General features: G+C 74.9%; 17 protein-coding genes. 4 read left to right on the top strand and 13 right to left on the bottom strand.

Features of this window, described 5'->3' with window-relative positions; translation table 11 throughout:
- Window positions 1-7 precede the first annotated feature (7 nt).
- From ACIBG7_RS14680 to ACIBG7_RS14635, 10 genes are all read right to left on the bottom strand, one after another.
- On the bottom strand, window positions 8-2,272 hold the full coding sequence (locus ACIBG7_RS14680; protein ID WP_397336480.1) for a protein kinase: 2,265 nt from the start codon (window positions 2,270-2,272) through the stop codon (window positions 8-10).
- A 78-nt stretch (window positions 2,273-2,350) separates the two neighbouring features.
- Window positions 2,351-2,566, bottom strand: coding sequence for a hypothetical protein (locus tag ACIBG7_RS14675; protein WP_397336479.1), 216 nt, complete (start codon window positions 2,564-2,566; stop codon window positions 2,351-2,353).
- Window positions 2,563-3,927 (bottom strand): hypothetical protein, encoded by a 1,365-nt coding sequence (locus tag ACIBG7_RS14670; RefSeq protein ID WP_397336478.1) that lies wholly within the window; start codon window positions 3,925-3,927, stop codon window positions 2,563-2,565. The genes ACIBG7_RS14675 and ACIBG7_RS14670 overlap by 4 nt, the downstream gene beginning before the upstream one ends.
- The gene (locus ACIBG7_RS14665) at window positions 3,924-5,153 is read right to left on the bottom strand and encodes a cytochrome P450 (RefSeq protein ID WP_397336477.1); all 1,230 of its coding nucleotides are present in this window, start codon (window positions 5,151-5,153) and stop codon (window positions 3,924-3,926) included. Before ACIBG7_RS14665 ends, ACIBG7_RS14670 begins: the two co-directional genes overlap by 4 nt.
- Window positions 5,146-6,459 carry an FAD-binding oxidoreductase gene (locus ACIBG7_RS14660; RefSeq protein WP_397336476.1) on the bottom strand — a complete coding sequence of 438 codons (1,314 nt, stop codon included), beginning with the start codon at window positions 6,457-6,459 and terminating at the stop codon, window positions 5,146-5,148. The genes ACIBG7_RS14665 and ACIBG7_RS14660 overlap by 8 nt, the downstream gene beginning before the upstream one ends.
- Before the next feature lie 13 nt (window positions 6,460-6,472).
- Window positions 6,473-8,011 carry a benzoylformate decarboxylase gene (gene mdlC / locus ACIBG7_RS14655; protein ID WP_397336475.1) on the bottom strand — a complete coding sequence of 513 codons (1,539 nt, stop codon included), beginning with the start codon at window positions 8,009-8,011 and terminating at the stop codon, window positions 6,473-6,475.
- Complete coding sequence (locus ACIBG7_RS14650; protein ID WP_397336474.1) at window positions 8,008-9,684, bottom strand: peroxidase family protein; 1,677 nt, start codon at window positions 9,682-9,684, stop codon at window positions 8,008-8,010. Before ACIBG7_RS14650 ends, mdlC begins: the two co-directional genes overlap by 4 nt.
- 276 nt (window positions 9,685-9,960) lie before the next feature.
- A complete protein-coding gene (locus tag ACIBG7_RS14645) occupies window positions 9,961-10,704 on the bottom strand; it encodes an IclR family transcriptional regulator (RefSeq protein WP_357931021.1) in 744 nt (247 codons plus the stop codon).
- A 137-nt stretch (window positions 10,705-10,841) separates the two neighbouring features.
- Window positions 10,842-11,168, bottom strand: coding sequence for an STAS domain-containing protein (locus tag ACIBG7_RS14640; RefSeq protein WP_357931019.1), 327 nt, complete (start codon window positions 11,166-11,168; stop codon window positions 10,842-10,844).
- Between the two features lie 158 nt (window positions 11,169-11,326).
- On the bottom strand, window positions 11,327-11,836 hold the full coding sequence (locus ACIBG7_RS14635) for a CGNR zinc finger domain-containing protein (protein ID WP_397336473.1): 510 nt from the start codon (window positions 11,834-11,836) through the stop codon (window positions 11,327-11,329).
- A 135-nt stretch (window positions 11,837-11,971) separates the two neighbouring features.
- Here ACIBG7_RS14635 and ACIBG7_RS14630 point away from each other — a divergent pair, with 135 nt between their 5' ends.
- Window positions 11,972-12,484, top strand: a complete 513-nt coding sequence (locus ACIBG7_RS14630) for a GNAT family N-acetyltransferase (RefSeq protein ID WP_397336472.1) — start codon at window positions 11,972-11,974, stop codon at window positions 12,482-12,484.
- Between the two features lie 51 nt (window positions 12,485-12,535).
- On the opposite strand, the gene ACIBG7_RS14625 is transcribed toward ACIBG7_RS14630, so the two are convergent.
- Together ACIBG7_RS14625 and ACIBG7_RS14620 are read right to left on the bottom strand one after the other, a co-directional pair.
- The gene (locus ACIBG7_RS14625; protein ID WP_397336471.1) at window positions 12,536-13,699 is read right to left on the bottom strand and encodes a serine hydrolase domain-containing protein; all 1,164 of its coding nucleotides are present in this window, start codon (window positions 13,697-13,699) and stop codon (window positions 12,536-12,538) included.
- Window positions 13,700-13,836: 137 nt separating this feature from the next.
- Window positions 13,837-14,706, bottom strand: a complete 870-nt coding sequence (locus ACIBG7_RS14620) for an alpha/beta fold hydrolase (RefSeq protein WP_397336470.1) — start codon at window positions 14,704-14,706, stop codon at window positions 13,837-13,839.
- A 97-nt stretch (window positions 14,707-14,803) separates the two neighbouring features.
- Here ACIBG7_RS14620 and ACIBG7_RS14615 point away from each other — a divergent pair, with 97 nt between their 5' ends.
- Genes ACIBG7_RS14615 through ACIBG7_RS14605 form a run of 3 tightly spaced genes read left to right on the top strand, consistent with a single transcriptional unit; the run spans window position 14,804 to window position 17,933 of the window.
- Window positions 14,804-15,343, top strand: coding sequence for a PadR family transcriptional regulator (locus ACIBG7_RS14615; RefSeq protein WP_397336469.1), 540 nt, complete (start codon window positions 14,804-14,806; stop codon window positions 15,341-15,343).
- Window positions 15,340-16,089, top strand: coding sequence for an ABC transporter ATP-binding protein (locus ACIBG7_RS14610; protein WP_397336468.1), 750 nt, complete (start codon window positions 15,340-15,342; stop codon window positions 16,087-16,089). Before ACIBG7_RS14615 ends, ACIBG7_RS14610 begins: the two co-directional genes overlap by 4 nt.
- A gap of 5 nt (window positions 16,090-16,094) precedes the next feature.
- Window positions 16,095-17,933: an FtsX-like permease family protein gene (locus tag ACIBG7_RS14605; protein ID WP_397336467.1), complete on the top strand. Its 1,839-nt coding sequence runs from the start codon at window positions 16,095-16,097 to the stop codon at window positions 17,931-17,933.
- Between the two features lie 152 nt (window positions 17,934-18,085).
- Here the strand turns inward: ACIBG7_RS14605 and ACIBG7_RS14600 are convergent, their stop codons facing one another.
- Complete coding sequence (locus ACIBG7_RS14600) at window positions 18,086-18,727, bottom strand: class I SAM-dependent methyltransferase (protein ID WP_397336466.1); 642 nt, start codon at window positions 18,725-18,727, stop codon at window positions 18,086-18,088.
- Window positions 18,728-18,791: the final 64 nt, after the last annotated feature.

The raw sequence follows: 18,791 nt of genomic DNA, 5'->3' as shown, positions 1-18,791 counted from the left end.
CCGTGCGTCAGGCGAGCGGGAGGCGGACGCCCCGGCTCAGGGCCGAGTCGTGCAGTTCCAGGCTGTGCGGGCGGCTGTTCCTCGGCAGCAGGAACTCCAGCGTCGCGGCGAACGAACCGCCGGGCTCGACCCGGGTCGGCGTCAGCGCCTTGCCCGCCCGGTCGAGCAGCCGGGCCGCGGCGTAGCGGGCCTCCTTGGTGTCGACCAGCTTCTGGAAGCCCGGGTACACCACCCGGCCCTCCTGGCCGACGTTCCGCACCCGGATGCTCACCGTGCAGGTGCGCGTCGCGGCCGACTTGGCCGCCTTGGCGCAGCTCGACCTGGTGACGGCGAAGGTCAGCTTGCCGTCCTGGGCGGTCGGGGTGTCGGCGTTCACCGCGGAGGAGCGGAAGAACATCGACACCAGGCCGATCACGATGGCCAGCATCACCACCGCGATCAGGATCAGCGCCAGGCAGCCGCCGCTCGGGCCCCTTCTGGTCTTGGGCGGGGTGAAGGGGGGCGGCTGGGGCAGGCGGCCGCTGCCGGTGTGGCCGTGCGGGTGCGGCATCCGCGCCGTCCCGCTGGGTCCCGGGCCACCACCGCCACGCCGTCCCACGGGCCCGCCGGCGCCGGGCCGGGGGCCACCGGGTCCGCCCGAGGGCAGGCCGGTGGGGGGGCCTGGCCGAGGGCCGCCCGCCGGGGCTGCCGGAGGGTGGCCGGGCTGGGCGCCTGGCGGTGGGGCGGAGTGGCTGGTGACGGTGTGGCCAGGCGCGCCGGGGTAACCGCCCGGAGGCGGCTGCGGCAGCCGGCCGGAACCGGTGTGCCCAGGCGACAGCCCACCGGCGGGCGGCCCGGCCTGTGCGGGCTGCGGTCCACCGGGTGGCGGCCCGGCCTGTACACCGGGCTGCGGTCCCCCGGGTGGCGGCCCGGCCTGTGCACCGGGCTGCGGCCCACCCGGCAGAGGCCCGGGCTGCGGGCCGCCCTGAGGTCCACCTTGGCTCCCACCCTGCGGCCCGCCCAGGGGCGGCGCACCCTGCGGTCCCGCTTGGGGGCCACCCTGCGGTCCACCTTGCGGTCCGCCGTGGGGGCCGGCCGGGGGGCCCGCCAGAGGGGCGGGAGGGGGGACGTTCTGGGGGTGGGGGTGTTGTTCGGGGAACTGGCCGGTGCCCAGACCTTGCGGCGGGGGGACGGGGGAGGGGCCGCGGCTGCCGGGAGGGGGCGGCGGCGGGGCGTCCGTGCGGGGGTAACGGTCGGGGCCGCGGTGCGGGGCGTGGCGGGGGTCGGGGCCGCCGCGGTGGGCGTCGGGCGTGTGGCGGGGGTCGGGGTTGCGGCGGGGGTCGGGGGCGGGGCGGCGGTGGGGTGGCTGGGGGTGGCTCGGGCGGGGGTGGGGGAAGGCGGCCGGGTCCCAGGAGTCGGTCAGGAAGCGGGTGGCCGCCTGCTGGGCGCCACTGCCCTCGGCGCCGACCAGCTCCAGCAGCAACTGCGTGGCCGTGGGCCGCCGGGACGGGTCGGGGTGGATGGCGGCGGCGACCAGCCGGTCGAGGGGCGCCGGCAGCCCGCGCAGGTCGGGCGGCGCGGTCCGGGCACGGGCGGCCATGACGTAGGCGTCGCCCTCCCCGAACGGGTGCCCGCCCAGCCCCGCGTAGGCGATGAGCGACCCCCAGGCGAAGACGTCGGCGGCCGGGCTGGTGCGCCCCTCGAAGACCTGCTCGGGCGCGATCCACCCCGGCGTGCCCATGACCATGCCGACGTTGGTGTGCCGGGTGCCCAGGTGCGTGGAACGGGCCAGACCGAAGTCGATCACGCGCGGCCCGGCGAGGGTGAGCATGACGTTGGCCGGCTTGAGGTCACGGTGGACGAGCCCGGCGGCGTGGATGGCGGTGAGCGCCGCGGCCACCCCGACCCCGACCGAGTGCAGCATGGAGTGCGGCAGCGCGCCGTGCGCCAGCAGGTGGTCCTCGAGCGAGACGCCGTCGATGTACTCGGTGACGAGGTAGAGCACCCCGTCGTCCTCGCCGTGGTCGAGCACGCGCGCGGTGCAGAACGAGGCCACCCGGCGCGCGTTGGAGACCTCTTCGTGGAAGCGTTCGCGGTAGACCGGGTCGGCGGCGTAGTCGCGGCGGATCGCCTTGACCGCCACCTGGCCCGCCGCGCCGCCGCCCTCGCCCGCCTCGTCGGCCCGGCGGGCCAGGTAGACCGTGCCCATGCCGCCCGTGCCCAGCCGGCGGGTCAGCTGGTACGGACCGATGGTGGCGGGGTCGTTGGGGGTCAGCGGACCCTGCTGTCCCACCGCCGCCTTCCCTTCGCCGTTGTCGCGCCCCAACCCGGTCTCGTCCCCTAGAGTCAAACGCCCGATTCACCCAAGACTCTAGTGGAGGAAGGACGTTTCGGCGTGCCGGTGGAGTTCCTGGGCGGCTCGGGCGAGATCTCCCGAGGCACGCTCGCACCGCCGTACGTGGTCGGTGAGGGCGGCGCTCAGCCACGGCGGCGGGTCGGTGAGGGCGGCGGCGACCCCGCGCAGCCGCTGGGCGAGCTCGGCGAGCTCGGCGGCGTCGCCGCGCAGGCGCAGGACGAGGGCGTTCATCGGGCCTCCCGGTCGTGCAGGCGGTACACCTGGGAGCGCAGCACCGCGCCGCGGTAGGCGGCGAGCCGTTCGTCCAGGTGGGCACGGGCGGCGGGCAGGTGTTCGCGCAGGTCGGCGAGGTAGACGCCGATGCTGTGGCACTGCGGGAAGCGGTGGCTGGGGTGGGTGTAGTCGACGACGTACCAGCCGGGGTGCAGGTCGGCGAAGCAGCTCCCGGTGCCCAGGCCGTCGAGCGCGGGGACGATGTCGTGCTGGTTGGTGACGGAGGCGACCCAGGTTTCGGGGTCGGCGCAGACCTTGAAGTCGATGGGGGAGCCGACGCAGACGACGTGCGTGACGCGGTAGCGGGCGCAGAAGGCCGGGTTCTGGGCGAGGTTCATGACGGCCGCGCCGCCCTCGCTGTGCCCGATCAGCGCCAGCGGCGCGCCGTCGGGCACGCCGAAGGCGCGGATCGCCTTGGCCAGCGCCCGGACGTACGGCGAGTCGTTCAGCATGGCGTTGCGCCCGGCGCCGACGAAGTCCTGCGGGGTGTCGTTGATCGGCCGGCCGAAGCCCATGCCGGGCGCGTGCAGCACGTACCGCCCGCCTTCGACCTCCTGCAGCAGCACGCGCCCGTCGGTGCCGAGGGCGGCGATGTTGCCGAGGAAGCCGAGCACACCGCCGCGGGTGGCCAGGCCGGGCGGGGCGTCGGCGGGGGTCGCCGAGCCTTCGCCGCGGTCCCAGCGGGTGATCGCGCGGGTGGCCAGGCCCAGCAGCGGCTCGGCGTCGGGCCGGCGGCCGGTGGCGATGGCCCAGCCGCACCCGTCGTTGAACGGGTTCTCGTCCACCAGCGCCCGCGCGGCCAGCACCTCCATGATGATCGGCGCGACGGCCGACATCGCCTCTGAGGCGCCGCGCTCGGCGACCATCGCCCGCAGCAGCCGGCCGGCCTCGATCTCGCGGTCGCCGGTGGCGGCGTCGACCAGCGCGCGGGTGGCCGGGTCGGTGAGCAGTTCGGGGTGGGTGAGCGCGACGGCGGCGATGCGCAGCCGCAGCGAGGTCACGGCCACCTGGCGGGCCAGGCTCTCCATGCCGGCCACGCCGCCGAGCCGGGCGAGGGTCCCGCCGAAGGCGAAGCCCAGGCCGCGCCGGCTGGTGACCGCCTGCAGCAGCGCCGCGTGCACGCGCAGCGCGCTCACCGGCCGCGCCAGGGCCGAACGGGTCAGAACGGGGTCGAGCAGGGCGGACGCCGTGCGCTCACCGGTCGCGCGGATCCGCTCGGCGACGCGGGCCAGTTCCAGCGCGGCGGCCTTGAGCCGCGCCTCCCGCTCGGCGACCCCGGCCGGGGCGCCGCCGCCGTGCTCGTCGAGACAGCCGCTCATCGTTCCTCCAGGGTCAGCCGCAGCCGGGGCGTGTCCAGCATCAGCGGCAGCGGGTCGGGCAACCACGGCCCGCGGATCGCGGCCCGCGCCATCAGCTCGCCGAGGAAGGCCGAGCCGGTGTGCAGGGCCAGCTCCATGCCCTTGCACCGGCCGTCGCCCCGGCTGAACGGCCCGAGCAGCCACTCGCGTTCGGCGGTGCCGTCCTGCCAGATCGCCGGGGTGAAGCGGTCGGCGTAGGGCAGCGACGGATCGCGCTGGTGCAGCACGAGCGGGATCAGCACGCTGGTCCCGGCCGCCAAGGGCGCGCCCTCCCAGGTGGTGTCCTCGGTGAGTGTCCGCATCAGCGCCGGCACCGGCGCCCACAGCCGCAGTCCCTCCAGCAGGACGGCCCGCGGATCGTCCCCACCCGGTACGGCAGGCCGCCCCGCCAGCAGCGCGAGCGCCTGCATGAGCCCGGGCGGCGGCACGGTGAACCCCATCAGCCAGAAGGCCGCCTGCCGTACCGGGCAGACCGGCGGCCGGGGCGCGAGCCCGGCGGTGAGCCCGGCGAGGCTGCCCGGCTCGGCCCGGCGCAGGTGCGCGGCGATGAGCGCGTCGTAGCGGGCCGACAGCTCCCGCTGGCGGGCCTGCCGCAGGCCCATCCAGTTGCCCGCCCCGCGCAGCGCGGCCAGCAGGCGGCTGAGCTCGACCGCGTCACGGGCGCCGTCGCCGTAGATGCAGCGGCGCGCGACCCGGTTCCAGGCGTCGTTGAGCCGCGCGTAGGTGAGCACGCCGGGCACCAGCGCCGCGGCCTCCTCGCGGGCGACCTCGGCGAAGCGCGGTTCGAGCTGGGACAGCACGTCGGTGACGAAGGCCCGCCTGGCCTCGCGGTCGGAGCCGGACGACAGCAGCAGCGTGCCCTCCAGGAAGGGGCCGAGCCCGGCGACCTTCTCCTTGCTGGCCAGCGTGTAGAGGTCGGTGGGCGCCTCCAGCACCCGGCGCACCCCGTCGCGGCCCAGCACCAGCAGCGTGTGCCCGGCCGGGCCGCGGGTCAGGACCGCCTCGCCGTACCGCTCGCGCAGCCGGGCCAGCACCCGCTGGGCCCGGCCCAGGGTGCCGAGGCGGGTGGTGAGGGTGTGCGCGGCGGGGATCGAGGCGATCGTGCCGCGCAGCAGGCTGGGGGCGTAGAAGGTGGCGGCCAGGGCGGCGTTCTCGCGCGCGGTGGCGCGGGGGATCGGATCAGACATGGAGCACCTTGCCCGGGTTGAGCAGTCCGGCGGGGTCGAAGAGCCGTTTGAGCCCGCGCTGGAGCTCCAAGGCCGCGGGGTCGAGCTCGCGGGCGAGCCAGTCGCGCTTGAGCAGGCCGACGCCGTGCTCGCCGGTGATCGTGCCGCCGAGCTCCAGCCCGGCGGCCATGATCTCGTCGTAGGCGGCCGAGGCGCGGGCGACGGCGGCGGGGTCGTCGGCGCAGAAGAGCACGATCGGGTGCAGGTTGCCGTCGCCGGCGTGGCCGGTGGTGCCGATGAACAGCCCGGCCCGGGCGGCGATCGTCTCGACCCGGTCGATCAGCGCCGCGAGCTCGCTGCGCGGGACGGCGACGTCCTCGATGAAGGCCGTGGGCCGGCCGGGCATCCCGGCCATGATCCGGCCCATCGCCGGGGCGATCAACCGGCGCAGCTCCAGGGCGTGCTCGGTCGCGGTGCCGCCGATCAACTCGGCGATGTCGGGCAGGCTGCCGTCGTCGCACTCGACCACGAGGGTGGGCGCGGCGGCCAGGTCGTGGCCAAGGTCGCGGATGGCGCCGCACACGTGCCGGTCCATCAGCTCCAGCGCCGAGGGGGTGTGCCCGGCGGCGACGACGGCGGCGACCGCCTCGCCGGCCTCGGCGGCGCTCCCGAACTGGGCCAGCAGGCCGCGCACCGGCCCTCGGGCGGGCCGCAACGCCAGGGTCGCCTCGACGATCACCCCCAGCGTGCCTTCGGAGCCGACGAACAGGCTGGTCAGGTCGAGCCCGGCCACGCCCTTGACGGTCCTGCGGCCGGTCCGCACGAGCCGCCCGCCGGCCAGGACCACGCTCAGGCCGAGCACGTAGTCGCCGGTGACGCCGTACTTGACGCAGCACAGCCCGCCCGCGCCGGTGGCGATGTTGCCGCCGATCGTGCAGGTGTCGCGGGAGACTGGGTCCGGCGGGTAGTGCAGGCCGTGCGCGGCGACCGCCTCCTGCAGCGCGCGGGTGGTGACGCCGGGTTCGCAGCGGGCCAGCCGGTTGGCCGGGTCGATCTCCAGGATGCGGTTCAGGCCGGTCAGGCTGAGCACGACGCAGCCGTCCACGGCGTTGGCGCCGCCGGCCAGGCCGGTGCGGGCGCCCTGCGGCACCACCGGCACGCCGTAGGCCGCGCTCACCTCCAGCACGTGCCGGACCTCGGCCACGCTCGTCGGCAGGGCCACGGCGGCGGGCAGGCCCGCCGGGCAGAAGGGGGCGCTGTCGCGCGCGTACGGCTCGCCGCCGGTCAGCACGCGGCAGCCCTCGCTCAGGGTTTCCACCAGGTCCACAGGACAGGTCCTTTCAGAGAATCGGGGCCTCGACCAGCACCGGCGCACCGGAGGCGCAGCCGTCGCGCACGGCGTCGGCGAGGTCGGCCGGGGTGGCCACGCGGCGGGCGGGCACGCCGTAGCCGCGGGCGATGGTGGTGACGTCGAGGCCGGGGATGTCCAGGCCGGGCACGCTGCGCCCGCCGGCGAACCACTTCAGGACGCCGTACTCGCGGTTGCTCAGCACCACGAAGGTGACCGGCACCTGGTGCGCGGCGGCGGTCCACAGCGCGGTGATCGCGTACTGGGCCGAGCCGTCGCCCAGCACGGCCACGATCGGCCGCCGGTGGCCCGGCTCGGGGCTCTGGGCGGCCAGCCCGGCGCCCACCGCCGCCGACAGGCCGTACCCGAGCCCGCCGCCGGCGGCGAAGTAGAACGAGCCGGGCAGCCCGGGGCGGATGCGGTCGTGGAAGGCCGGGCGGTTGGAGGGCGACTCGTTGAACCAGATCGTGTCCGGCGGCGCGCCCTGGGCGAGCGCGTCCATGACCGCCGCCGCGCTCATCCCCCCTCCCTCGGGCAGCGCGGCGGGCGCGGGGCGTGGCCGTGGCCGGGTGGTGCCGCCCGCGCAGAGCTTGGCCAGCGCGGCCAGGGCCAGGCCGGGGTCGCAGACCATCGCCTCGCCCACCGGCGCCCGGGCGGCCTCGTCCGGGTCGGCGGTGAGCTGCACCAGCGTGGCCCCCTGCGGCAGGTAGGGGCCGGGCACGTGCGGGTAGTAGCGGAAGACCGGCGCCCCGGCGACGAGCACCAGGTCGTGCCCGGCGAGCTGGGCGGCCAGCGGCGCGATCGCGGGCGGGAGCTGCCCCTGGAAGTAGGGGTGGTCGTGCGGGAAGCCCAGCCGCCCCTCCAGCGGCGCCTCCCACACCGGCAGCCCCCGGTGCTCGGCCAGCTCCACCGCCGCCGCCCAGCCCGCCTCCGCGCCGACCACCAGCACCGGGTTGGCCGCCGCGTCCAGCCGCCGGGCCAGCTCGCCCAGGTCCGGTACGGCGGAGCAGCCCACCCGGCGGAGAGCGACCGGCCCGGCGCAGGGCGCGTCGAAGTCGTCCATGGGCAGCGACAGGAAGACAGGCCCGCGCGGCGGCGTGTTCGCGATCAGGTAGGCGCGTTCCAGCGCGGCCGGGACGTCCTGCGGACGGGCCGGCTCGCAGGCCCACTTGACCGCCGGCCGGGGAAGCGTGGTGGCCTCGACGTTGGTCAGCAGCGGCTCGATGGCGAGCATCTCGCGGGTCTGCTGCCCGGCGGTGACGATCAGCGGCGTGCGGTTGGCCGCGGCGCCCAGGATCGCCCCCATGGCGTTGCCCACGCCCGGTCCGGTGTGCAGGTTGACCAGCGCCGGGCGCCCGGTGACCGCGGCGTAGCCGTCGGCCATGCCGGTCACCACCGCCTCCTGCAGCCCCAGCACGTAGCGGAAGGGGAAGCCGTCGAGCATCGGCAGCTCGGTCGAGCCGGGGTTGCCGAACAGCGTGGTCAGCTCCCGGCGGCGCATCCAGTCGAAGACCGCGTCATGGACGATCATGCTCGGGCCGCCTTCCAGGGGGTGAAGGGATTCCGGACGCCCGGATCCAGTTCCGGGTGGTGGCGGCGCAGGACGTCGCGCATCCGGGTGCGCTCGATCCAGGCCAGGCCCTCGGGGCTGTAGACCTCGGGGGTGTAGTGCGTGGTGAAGAACGGGTCGCTCTTGAGCCGCCGCGAGGCCATCAGGATGAACAGCCGGAAGGCGGTGTCGGAGAAGGCGAAGCCGGGCGGGGGCTGCTCGGCGTACATGCCGACCATCGCGTCGATGCGGTGGATGTCGCCCTCGTAGACGTCCTTGAGCGCCACGTCGTCCGACAGGTCGGAGAAGTCGTGGATGGGCGGCTTGTGCAGGGCCTCGCGGAGCTTGGTGTACCTCGGGACGCCGCGCTCGCGGTCGCGCAGCACGTCCACCGCGCCCAGGTCGAGGTGCTCGCCGAACATGCCGCGCAGGTTGCGCAGCGCCTCCGGGTGGTTGTGCAGGGTGATCGCGCCGGGGTGGGCGGTGCCGAAGGTGTAGAACCAGTCCGACCAGCCGTGCTCGTCGATCGCGGCGCGCGTGCCGTACCCCTGCAGAGGGGTGAAGTCGGTGGTGGCGACCACCTCGCCGGTGCGGTGGGAGCGGATCTCCCAGTCGTCGGGGATCAGGGGGTGCATGCGGTAGCAGGTCACGAACTCCTCGGTGATGGAGTACGGCACGCCGTGGTGGTCCATGGGGGAGCGGCGGATGCCGCCGAGCACCTCGCCGCGGAACGGCTTGCCGAGCAGGCCGCGCCAGTTGATCGTCATGCCGAGCCGTACCGCGCGGTTGTCCAGCAGCGCCGGGGTCCAGTCGATGGTGTGGATCTTGGCCATCACCGCGGCGTTCACCAGCCGGGCGGTCTGGAACAGCCGCTCGTCGCCCCAGCGCGGATGCGCCCGGCGCAGGTGCGCGCAGATGGCGTTGTGCTCCTTGACGAACAGGGTGTGCAGCAGGGACAGGCCCACCCAGTAGTTGTCGGAGAAGCCGGTCAGGTCGAGGCCCAGCGGGCCCAGCGGCAGCCGGCCGTCCTCGACCCGCATCCGGCCGTCCTCGCCGGTGCGCAGCTCGCGGCAGGTCCGCTCGTCGCTGCCGTAGAGCTGGGAGCCGTCCCACCAGTGCGTCACGGTGTTCTCGAAGGTGGGCGGGGCGCCGGGGACGGCGTGCGGCACCGGGTCGGGCTGGGTGCGGCGCACCCGCATCGGCCGGCTCGGCCACGGGTCGTCGTCGGCCAGCGGCACCTCCATCGGGTCGCCGACCGGGTTTCGGCCATGGCTGAACCAGTCGTGGTTCTGGAAGTGGATCCACGCCGCGGCGAGCACGTTGAGGGTGGTGGCCGGTTTGAAGACGGTCCGGGCCAGCAGCCGGTTGCTCACCTCGCGGGGGCTGGGCGACATCAGGCTCGCCGGGTCGCCGTGCGCCAGCTCCAAGGGGACGTTCCGGTCGAAGCGGGTGTGCGCCGCGCCCATGTCCGCGTCGTCCGGGTCGTAGCCCGAACCGTCGTAGGACCGGCAGACACGGCCGGGGGAGGGGCGTCGTGGCCGCTCGCCGCCGGCGCCGTAGGTGTCGTGCAGGTTGTCTGAACGAAGCCGGTCCCGCATCCGCGCCAGCTCGCGGAGCTGGAGCGGGAGGGGGAGGTCATACCATTCCCGAGTCACGATCCGATCACAGCGAGTCATGATCCATGGGGTCAATCGGTGGTCCTGATCAGCGGAACGCCCCTCTGGCGGGGCGTGCCGATCGTTCCGTGGGCTGGAACCGGACGGGACTTCGACCCGGTGCGGGACGGACCGAAACCGGGTGACCCGGATTCCGGTCCGACAGTTATTCGACCCCCCGGGTCCGTGGAAGGGCCCGGGATCTCGGCGGAGGACACCGGCCGGTTCGAGCCGGTGGTCCGCGAGATCCCGGGCCCGCGTGGTCCCGCTGGAAGGTCAGGCGGCCACGGACAGCGCCGTCGAGATCGCCTGGGCCGCCCCCCGGACCGCGATCCCGACCCGCCCCAGCCGCATCGCCGACGTCCGCCCGGCGATCTCCACCGCCATGGTCACCGAACCGCCGGGCCCGATCACCGGGGCCGCGACGCTGGTGAGCCCGGGCGCGAACTCCTCCTGCGAGTAGGCCAGCCCGTGCCGCCGCACCAGCGCCAGCTCCCGGTCGAGCCCGAGCAGGCCGGTGATCGTCCGTTGCGTCATCCGCGCCAGCCGTCCGTGTTCCAGCAGCGCCTTCCGCGCGTCGTCGTCGTAGGCCAGCAGCACCTTCCCGGCCGCCGTGCAGTGCAGCGGCGCCCGGTCGTGCTCGTCGGACGGGCACGCCACCCGGTCGTGCCCGTAGATCCGCTCGACGTAGATCGCCTCCGGCCCGGACGCGACGGCCACGTTCACCGTCTGCCGGGTCGTCTCGTACAGGTCCATGAGGTACGGCAGGACGAGGGGGCGAGAGCCCGGGATGCGCTCCCGGGTCAGGGTGGTCAGCAGGTCGCCCAGCACGTACCCGGTGCCCGCCCGTTTCACGAGGTCGCGTGCGCACAGCACGCCGAGCAGGCGGTGGGTCGTGGACTTGGGCAGACCCGTCTCCCGCGCGAGCCTGGACAGGCTCAGGGGGGCTGAGTGGCCGCTCAGGCTGGTCAGGAGGTCGATGGCCCTTTCAAGGCTGCCGCCAGGGCTGGTCCTCGGCATGTATCCCGCTCTCTAAGCCGAGGAGAAGGGAGGGACTTCCCCGTTACTGTGGATTGCCATTTCTTGACTACCCGAAATGGCGCTCCACGACACCCGTTTCCACGATCTCGGCCCGCGGTTGACCAAGGAACCTCGCCTCAGGCGGCGCGGACCTCCGTGGCCTCGCAGACCGGCAGCCGGGCGCCGGTGATCTCCAGCAGCCTCCGGACCTTGGGCCTCGGCGACGCGAGGCGGAGGTCGTCGCCCTGCATCACAGCCTGCACGTAGGCGGACATCAGCAGGTCGAGGGCCCGGCCGTCCAGGAACGGCACCTCGGTGAGCTCCACGGTCACCGGGCCGCCCATGGCCAGAGCCCGGTCGAGCGCCGAGGCCAGCTCGTCGAGGTTGGTGGCGTCGATCTCGCCCGCCGGATGCAGGACCGGACCGGCCGGCGACGGCCGGAGGTCCAGGACCAGCGGCGTCACCGGATCCGCCCCGGTTCGAGGCGGGCGCTCCGGGTGGAGCGGGCTGCTGCAGAGGTGCCCATGACGCCTCCAGTCGCTGGAGAAGGGTCCGTATCGCCCACGGTAATACATGAAGCGGGTTTCAGGAAAGCGGCTTCGGTAGCCAATGCTCCGCCGGGTCAGCCGCGCCGCCGGGCGCGGTAGGCGCTGGCCTTGGCGCGGTTCTGGCACGACAGGTCGCAGAAGTGGCGGGAGGTGTTGCGTGTGCTGTCGAAGAACACCAGGTCGCACCCATCGGCCCGGCATCGGCCGAGTCTGGCCGCCTGGCCGACGCCGATGACCATCACCAGCGCGGCGCCCAGGTCGGCCGCCCAGGCGTCGGCGAGGGTGGCGTCCGGGCGGTGGAAGGCGAGGACGAGCGGGCCGCCCGGAGCGCCGTGCAGGTTGGGGACGGCGCCGTGCCGGACCAGCAGGTCGTTGAGGCGGGCCGCGACCCGCTCCGCCGGTTCGCCGGTGCGGAAGGCGGGGGCGAGCTGGACCGCGACGCCGGCGAGGTGGTCGGCGTCGGCCGGGGAGAGGCCGGCGGACGGCGAGTGCGCGAGGATCGCCGCCAGCCGGGCCTCGGGCGAGGACGGGGGCGTGACGGGGCGGCCGTGGGCGGTGGTCACGGTCAGGCCGTTCACCAGCATGGCGGCCGATTCCACCGACCGGGTGAGGTAACGGTCTATTTCCGGTTGACCAGTGATGCGTACCGAATCTAGGGTCACTGGCTAAGTATATGTAGACAGTGAGGTGCGGCGATGATGTCCAGCAGATGTGCCGCGATGAGGCGGCTCACCGGGGATCAGGTGCTCGCGCACGCCGGCGAGCTGACCGAGATCTACCGCACCGCGTTCAGCGGGCCGCCGTGGTACGAGGACGGGTACGGCGCCGCCGACTTCGCCCGGCGGCTGCCCGGCGACGCGAGCCGCCCGGGCTTCGTCGCGGTGCTGGCCACCCAGGACGGCCGGCCCGCCGGGTTCGGCACGGCCTGGCCGACCGCCGGGCCCTTCCCGTCGGGCCGCGCCTACGACCGGGTGCGCCGCGCGCTCGGCGCGGCGGTGGAGGCGCGCCTGGTCGGGGCGCTGGAGGTCGACGAGCTGGCGGTCAGCCCGGACGCGCGCGGCCAGGGCCTGGCCGCGCGCATCCTCGACCTGCTCTGCGCGGACGCCCCTCGCGCCTGGCTGCTGACCTCGCCCCAGGCGGACGACGCGATCCGGCTGTACGAGCGGACCGGCTGGCAGCGGCTGACCGGCCCCGAGGCGGACGTGGTGGTCTTCCTGCGGGACCGGTCGTAGGAGGCGGACGTGGTGGTCCTCGTGCGGGACGCGTCGTAGGAGGCGGTGCGGTTACTTGGCGGCGGCGTAGGCCGCGGCCAGCTTCGCCCACGTCGCCCCGGCGGCATCGGTCTCGGTCAGCCGGTTGTTGACCACGGCGATCGTCACCCCGCCGGCCCGGTCGGTGGCGGCCATGGAGGTGAAGCCGCCCCAGCCGCCGCTGTGGCCCTTCCAGGCGAGCCCAGCGTACTCGACCGTGAGGGCGGCCATGCCGTACGGCATGTTGGCGGCGACCGACAGGGCGGTGGGCTTGACCATCGCGTCGAGGGTGGCCGGGTGCAGGAGGCGGCGGCCGGTGAACAACGCGTCCAGGAAGCGGGCGGCGCCGAAGGCGGTGCCGGCGAACATGCCGTCGCCGAACGGCAGGCCGTACACGTCGGTGGGCACGCCGGTGGCCCCGAACGCGGTGAAGTAGTCCACGAGCTTGCCGTTGCCGCCGTCGAGGTAACCGTGCGCGAAGCGGAGGCGATGGCGCGGGGCGCGCTCGCCGGTGAGGTGGTCGCCTCGCTCGCCCGCCTTGGCGAGGAAGCGCCGCACGTCCCGCTCCAGCGCCTTCTCGCCGCCGGCGATCTCGGTCAGCACGTGGGCCAGGATGATGAACCCGGTGTTGGAGTAAGCGAAGCGGGTGCCCGGCTTGACCGGCTCGCTGATGCCCGGCGCGAGCATGGCGAAGGTGAACGGCCGGTTCGGGTCGTACTCGGCGCCCCGCGGCAGCAGCGGCGCGGTGCTGGGATGGCTGTACAGGTCCGGGTAGCCCGCGGTGTGCGTGAGCAGCATCCGCGGCGTGACCACCTTCGCGCCGGGCAGCTTGGTCCCGATGTGGGCGGAGATGGGCTGGTCGAGGGGGAGGGCGCCCTTGTCGGCCTGGTGGAGGGCGTAGGCGCCCAGGATGAGCTTGCCGAAGCTGGCCAGGCTGAACAGCGTCCGGCCGGTGACCGGGGCGGGCGGGTCCTCCACCGCCCGGCCGGTCCTCGCCGACCAGATGACCTTCCCGTTGCGCATCGCCACGGCCTGGACGCCGGGGCCGTCCGCGCCGCCGGTCGCCTCGGCGAAGGCCTTGTCCAGCGCGGCCCGCACCGGGTCCGGTCCGGTGCGCGCCGATGCCGTGGCGGTGTGGGGGACGGCCACGATGGTCGCCGCCAGCAGGCCGGCCGCAACCGCGATTCTTCTGAGCACAGGTGCCTCTCAACTGGTGTCAGGGGGAGTGCACTTCCGAGACTCGCAGCGGCGAGGCGGCCTCTCGTCCTTCTGCCTGATGAACCGCTCGTGGGACTTCGGGCCGGACGGCATAGACCTAAGTTCAATGGGACCCCCTACGAGGTGTGCACCCGGCCGAGGAAGTCGCGGACCAGCGGGACGATCTCCCCGAGGCTGGTCTCCAGCGCCCAGTGCCCGGCGTCGAGCACGTGCAGTTCCGCGTCCGGCAGGTCGCGCAGGTAGGCCCGGGCCGACTCCTCGGGCATGTAGCCGTCGTGGGGCCCCCAGACGATCAGCGCCGGCGGGCGGTGCTCGCGCAGGTACTGCTGCTCCTTGGCGAACCAGCCGAGGGTCGTCGCCTGGTCCTCGAACAGCCTCACGACGTTCCCCCGGCGCCGCGGCGTGTCCATCAGGCTCCAATGCAGCTTCCACAGGTCGGGGCTCACCCGCTCGGCCAGGCGCGGGGGCAGGTCGCCGGCGAACTCGTCGCGGAAGCCCTCCTCCGAGACGTTCGCGGCGAGCTTCGCCCGGCCCTCCGGCGTCGGGTCGGACCAGTACGCCTTCAGCCCGGCGTACTTGGGCCCCATGGTGTCCTCGTAGATGTCGCCGTTCTGGATGACGAGGGCGGCGACCCGCTCGGGGGCTCGCAGGGCCAGCCGCAGGCCGAACTGCGAGCCGTAGTCGTGCAGGTAGAGCGCGTAGCGCGACAGTCCCAGCACGTGGGTGAAGCGCTCGAGGAAGTCGGCGTAACCGTCGAAGGTCCACGCGAACCCCTCGGGGGTGGCGCTGTAGCCGAAGCCCGGCAGGTCGGGCGCCACCAGCCGCCAGCGGTCGCCGAGCGCGGGCATCAGGTCGCGGAACTCGTAGGACGAGCAGGGATAGCCGTGCGGCAGCAGGAACACCGGGGCGTCCGGCGGCCCCGCCTCCCGGTAGAAGGTCTCGACGCCGTCGACGTCGATCGTCCGGTGCGTGACTGGTGCGTGCATGGGCCACCCCTGCCCGCTCCGGCTCGGGGCTACCCGCCGGCGCTTTGACAGGGGTCACGGCTAACCGCTATCTATTAGCCAACCGTTAGGGGGTCCCGTGCAGGACGCAGTGCTGGCGATGCTCGCCAAGGAGCCGGCCCACGGCTACCACCTGCATGCCCGGCTCCAGCGCAGCCTCGGCCCGCTGGGCGAGGCGATGAACCGGGGCCAGATCTACGTGACCCTGGGCCGCCTGGAACGCGCGGGGCTGGTGGTGTGCGAGCGGGCCGAGGGACTGCCCGAGCGGCCGGAGCGCAAGGTCTACGCGCTGACGCCGGCCGGGCAGCAGCGGGTCGCGGCGTGGCTGGCCGAGGTGGGCTGGCCGAAGCCGGACCTGGCGGAGTTCCATCTCAAGCTCGCCGCCGCGGCGGCGGCCCGGCTGGCCGACCCGGTGGAACTCGTCGCCGCTCAGCGCCGGGAACTGCTGCGCCGGCTGCGGGAGGTGCAGGGGGCGGTGCTGGCCGAGGCGGCGGGCTCGCCTGCCGTACTGCTGCTGGAAGGGGTCGTGTTGCGGCTGCAGGCGGACCTGCGCTGGCTGGAAGCCTGCGAGCGCGCCTGGTCGAGGCGCGGGAACGAGAACGGGGTCGAGGGCGGATGAACGGACCGGACGTCGCGTTGCGGGCCGTGGGCCTGGTGAAGACGCACGGGCAGGGGCAGAGCCGCGTCTTCGCGGTCGACGAGGTCGACCTGGAGGTGCCGCAGGGGCAGACGCTGGCCGTCATGGGGCCGAGCGGGTGCGGGAAGTCCACCCTGCTGCACCTGCTGGGCGGCCTGGAACGCCCGACGAGGGGCGAGGTGTGGGTCGCCGGGCGGCGCGTCGACCCGCTGAGCGAGCGAGCCCTGGCGCGGATGCGGCGCAGGTCGGTGGGCTTCGTCTTCCAGGCCTTCCACCTGGTCGAGGAGCTGACCGCCGCCGAGAACGTGGAACTGCCGGCCCTGCTGGCCGGCCGCTCGCCCCGCCAGGCCAGGCGGCGCGCCGCCGCCCTGCTGGAGCGGGTCGGACTGGCCGCGCGGGCCCGGCACCTGCCCTCCCAGCTGTCCGGCGGGCAGCGCCAGCGGGTCGCCGTCGCCCGCGCGCTGGTCAACGAGCCGCTGGTGGTGCTGGCCGACGAGCCCACCGGCAACCTCGACAGCGCCGCCACCCTCGACGTGCTGAGGATCTTCGAGGAACTGCGGGCCGCGGGCCAGACCCTGGTCCTCGTCACGCACGACGAACGCGTGGGAGCCACCGCCGACCGGGTGGTCTCGATGCGCGACGGGCGGTTCGTCGACGACACGTGGCTGGCCCGCGCCCAGCCGCGCGGGCTCGGCAGCCTCGGCGGGCTGATCGGCCTGGACGGGTGAGCGGAGTGGGTCGCATCTTGGACCCCCGGTCGTGCTCGGGTCTGGCCGGCGGCGTGGGCTCCGCCGTCCTCGTCGCCCGGCTGGTGCTGGCCGACCTGCGGCGGCACAGGCTCCAGGCCGCGCTGCTGACGCTCGCGGTGACCGTGGCGACCGCGACGATGGCGCTCGGCCTGTCGCTGGGCGGCGTCACCGACGCCCTCTACGAGCAGACCCGCGCGGCCACCGCCGGGCCGGACGTGGTGGCCCTCTCCGGCGACCCCGGCCCGGCCGTGCCCTCGATCCTGGCCGCGCTGGCCGAGGAGACCGAGGTCGCCGCCCACCACGGGCCCTACCGCATCGTCTACGCCACCCTCACCACCCGCGACGCCGTCTCCTCCCCGGTGGTGGTGCACGGCTTCGCCGAGCGGCCAGGCCCGGTCAACCGGCCGCTGGTGACCTCCGGCGCGTGGGTGCGCTCCGGCGGCACGGTGCTCGAACGCGGCTTCGCGACCGCGCTCGGCGCCGGCGTCGGCGACCGGGTCACCATCGCCGGCCGCTCCTACCCGGTCGTCGGCATCGCGGTGACCGCGGCCACCTCCGTCTACCCCGGAGCGGCGCAGATCGGCCCCGGCGGCGGCCCCGTCGACTACAGCGGCCTGGCCTGGATGACCCGGGCGGACGCCAAGGCCCTGGCCGCCTCCCGCGACCTGCCGGTCACTCTGGCCATGGACCTCGACCTGCGCGACCCGGCCGCCACCGAGGCGTTCGCCGAGGCCCACCAGCTCTCCGGCGCGCGGATCACCTTCCACACCTGGCAGTTCAGGGCCGAGCGCGACCTGGCCATCCTCCGCGTCAGCCGGCCCATCCTGGTCGTGGGGGCCTGGCTGCTCAGCCTGCTGGCCGTCACCGGCGTGGGAGCCCTGGCGGCGGGGCGCGCCGTCGAGCAGACCCGCCGGGCCGGGCTGCTCAAGGCCGTCGGCGCCACCCCGGGGCTGATCGCCGCCGTGCTGCTCGCCGAGTACCTGGCGTTGGCGCTGGCCGGGGAGGCGGCAGGGCTGGCGCTGGCCCGGCTGACCGTGCCCGCCATCGCCAGCCCCACCGCCAGCCGGATCGGCGACGCCGCCGGGCCGGGCGTGGCCACCGTCGTCGCGGCCACCGTCCTCGCCGTGGCGGTGGCGGTCCTGTCCACGCTGCGCCCGACGCTGCGGGCCCTGCGCACGGCGACCGTCACGGCGTTGTCGGCCCCCGTGCACGAGCCCCGGCACCGGCCGCGGCTCACCGCGCTGTCCGCGTTGCTGCCCACGCCGCTGCTGCTCGGGCTGCGGCTGACCGCCCGCCGGCCGGGCCGGGCCGTCCTGCAGGCGTGGTCCACGGCCACCACGGTGATCGCGCTGGTCGCCCTGGTGTCCATGCACGTCCAGCGGCCTCGGGGGTACGGCCTGGACGGCTCCGGCGCGCTGCCCAACCTGCGGGACGTGCACGACCGGCGGCTGATGCTCGCCGTCACCCTCCTGCTGATCCTCCTGGCCGTGGCGAACACCGTCACCTTCACCTGGACCACCGCCATGGAATCCCGCGCGACCATGGCCATCGCCCGCACCCTCGGCGCGACCCCCGGGCAGATCGCCGCGGGACTCTCCTTCGCCCAGCTCCTGCCCGCCCTGCCGGGGGCCGTCCTCGGCGTCCCGCTGGGCGTCGGGCTGCTGTCGTTGTTCGCTGCCCGGAACGCGGTGGATCCGCCGGCTTTCTGGCTGTACGGCGCCGCCGTCGTGGCCGTCCTGGCGACGGCCGCCCTTACCGCCCTGCCGGCCCGCCTGGCCGCCCGCCGGCCCGTCAGCCAGGCCCTCAGCGCCGAAGCGACCTGACCCGTCAGCCGATCGCACCGCCGGCCCAGAAGGCCGGGGATGAAGGTCGGGGGAGGAGGGCCGGGGATGAAGGTTGGAGGGGAAGGCCGGGGAAGCCCGAGTAAGGCCGGGTCAGGCCGGGGGAGGCCGGGGGAGGCCGGGGAAGGCCGGGGTCAGACCAGGGCGTCGTAGACCAGGCTGTACCGCCAGAACAGCCGCCGCCGGATACGCGCCCCGGGCAGTTCCCGCGCCGCCGCGGCCCGGATCTCGCCCAGCGTCTCCCGCGGCTCGGCGACAGGTGCCGCCATGTGCGCGGGCGTCGCGACCGCCCGGCGCGGGTGCTTGAGCAGCCCCACGACCGGATTGGCCACCACGGCCGCCAGCGCCGCGAACAGGTCACCGGCCCCGTCCTGCCGATAACACCCCACCACCACCAGCCGCCCACCCGGCACCAGGCACTCCCGCAGCTCCCGCAACGTCGGCACCAGCGGCAGATGGTGCAGCACCGCCACCAGCGTGACGGCGTCCCACCGCCGCCCCGGCTCCCGCCCGTCGAATCCGGTCCGCACGATGGCGACCCCGGGGTCGCCGGCGAACCGCTCCACCGCCAGCCGGGCCGTCGCCGGATCGGGCTCCAGCCCGGTCACCGCGGCGCCACCCCGGCGCAGCAGCGCGACCAGGTTGCCGGTCCCGCACCCCACGTCGAGCACCTGCCGCGCGCCGCGCACCTGGCGGGCGATCCAGGGTCCGTAGTGGTCGTTGTGGCTCCACGGATGCCGCCGGTTGAACCGGTCGAGGTGAGCCAGCAACGCCATGACGATCACCCTACCGAGCCCCCGGCTCCATCAGCAGGCGCACGCGGGCGAAGTCGACGTCACC

Source organism: Nonomuraea sp. NPDC050328 (assembly GCF_044459405.1).
Taxonomy (GTDB): domain Bacteria; phylum Actinomycetota; class Actinomycetes; order Streptosporangiales; family Streptosporangiaceae; genus Nonomuraea.
The sequence above is the reverse complement of the archived record's forward strand: the minus strand, read 5'-3'. Positions and strand labels throughout refer to the sequence as shown.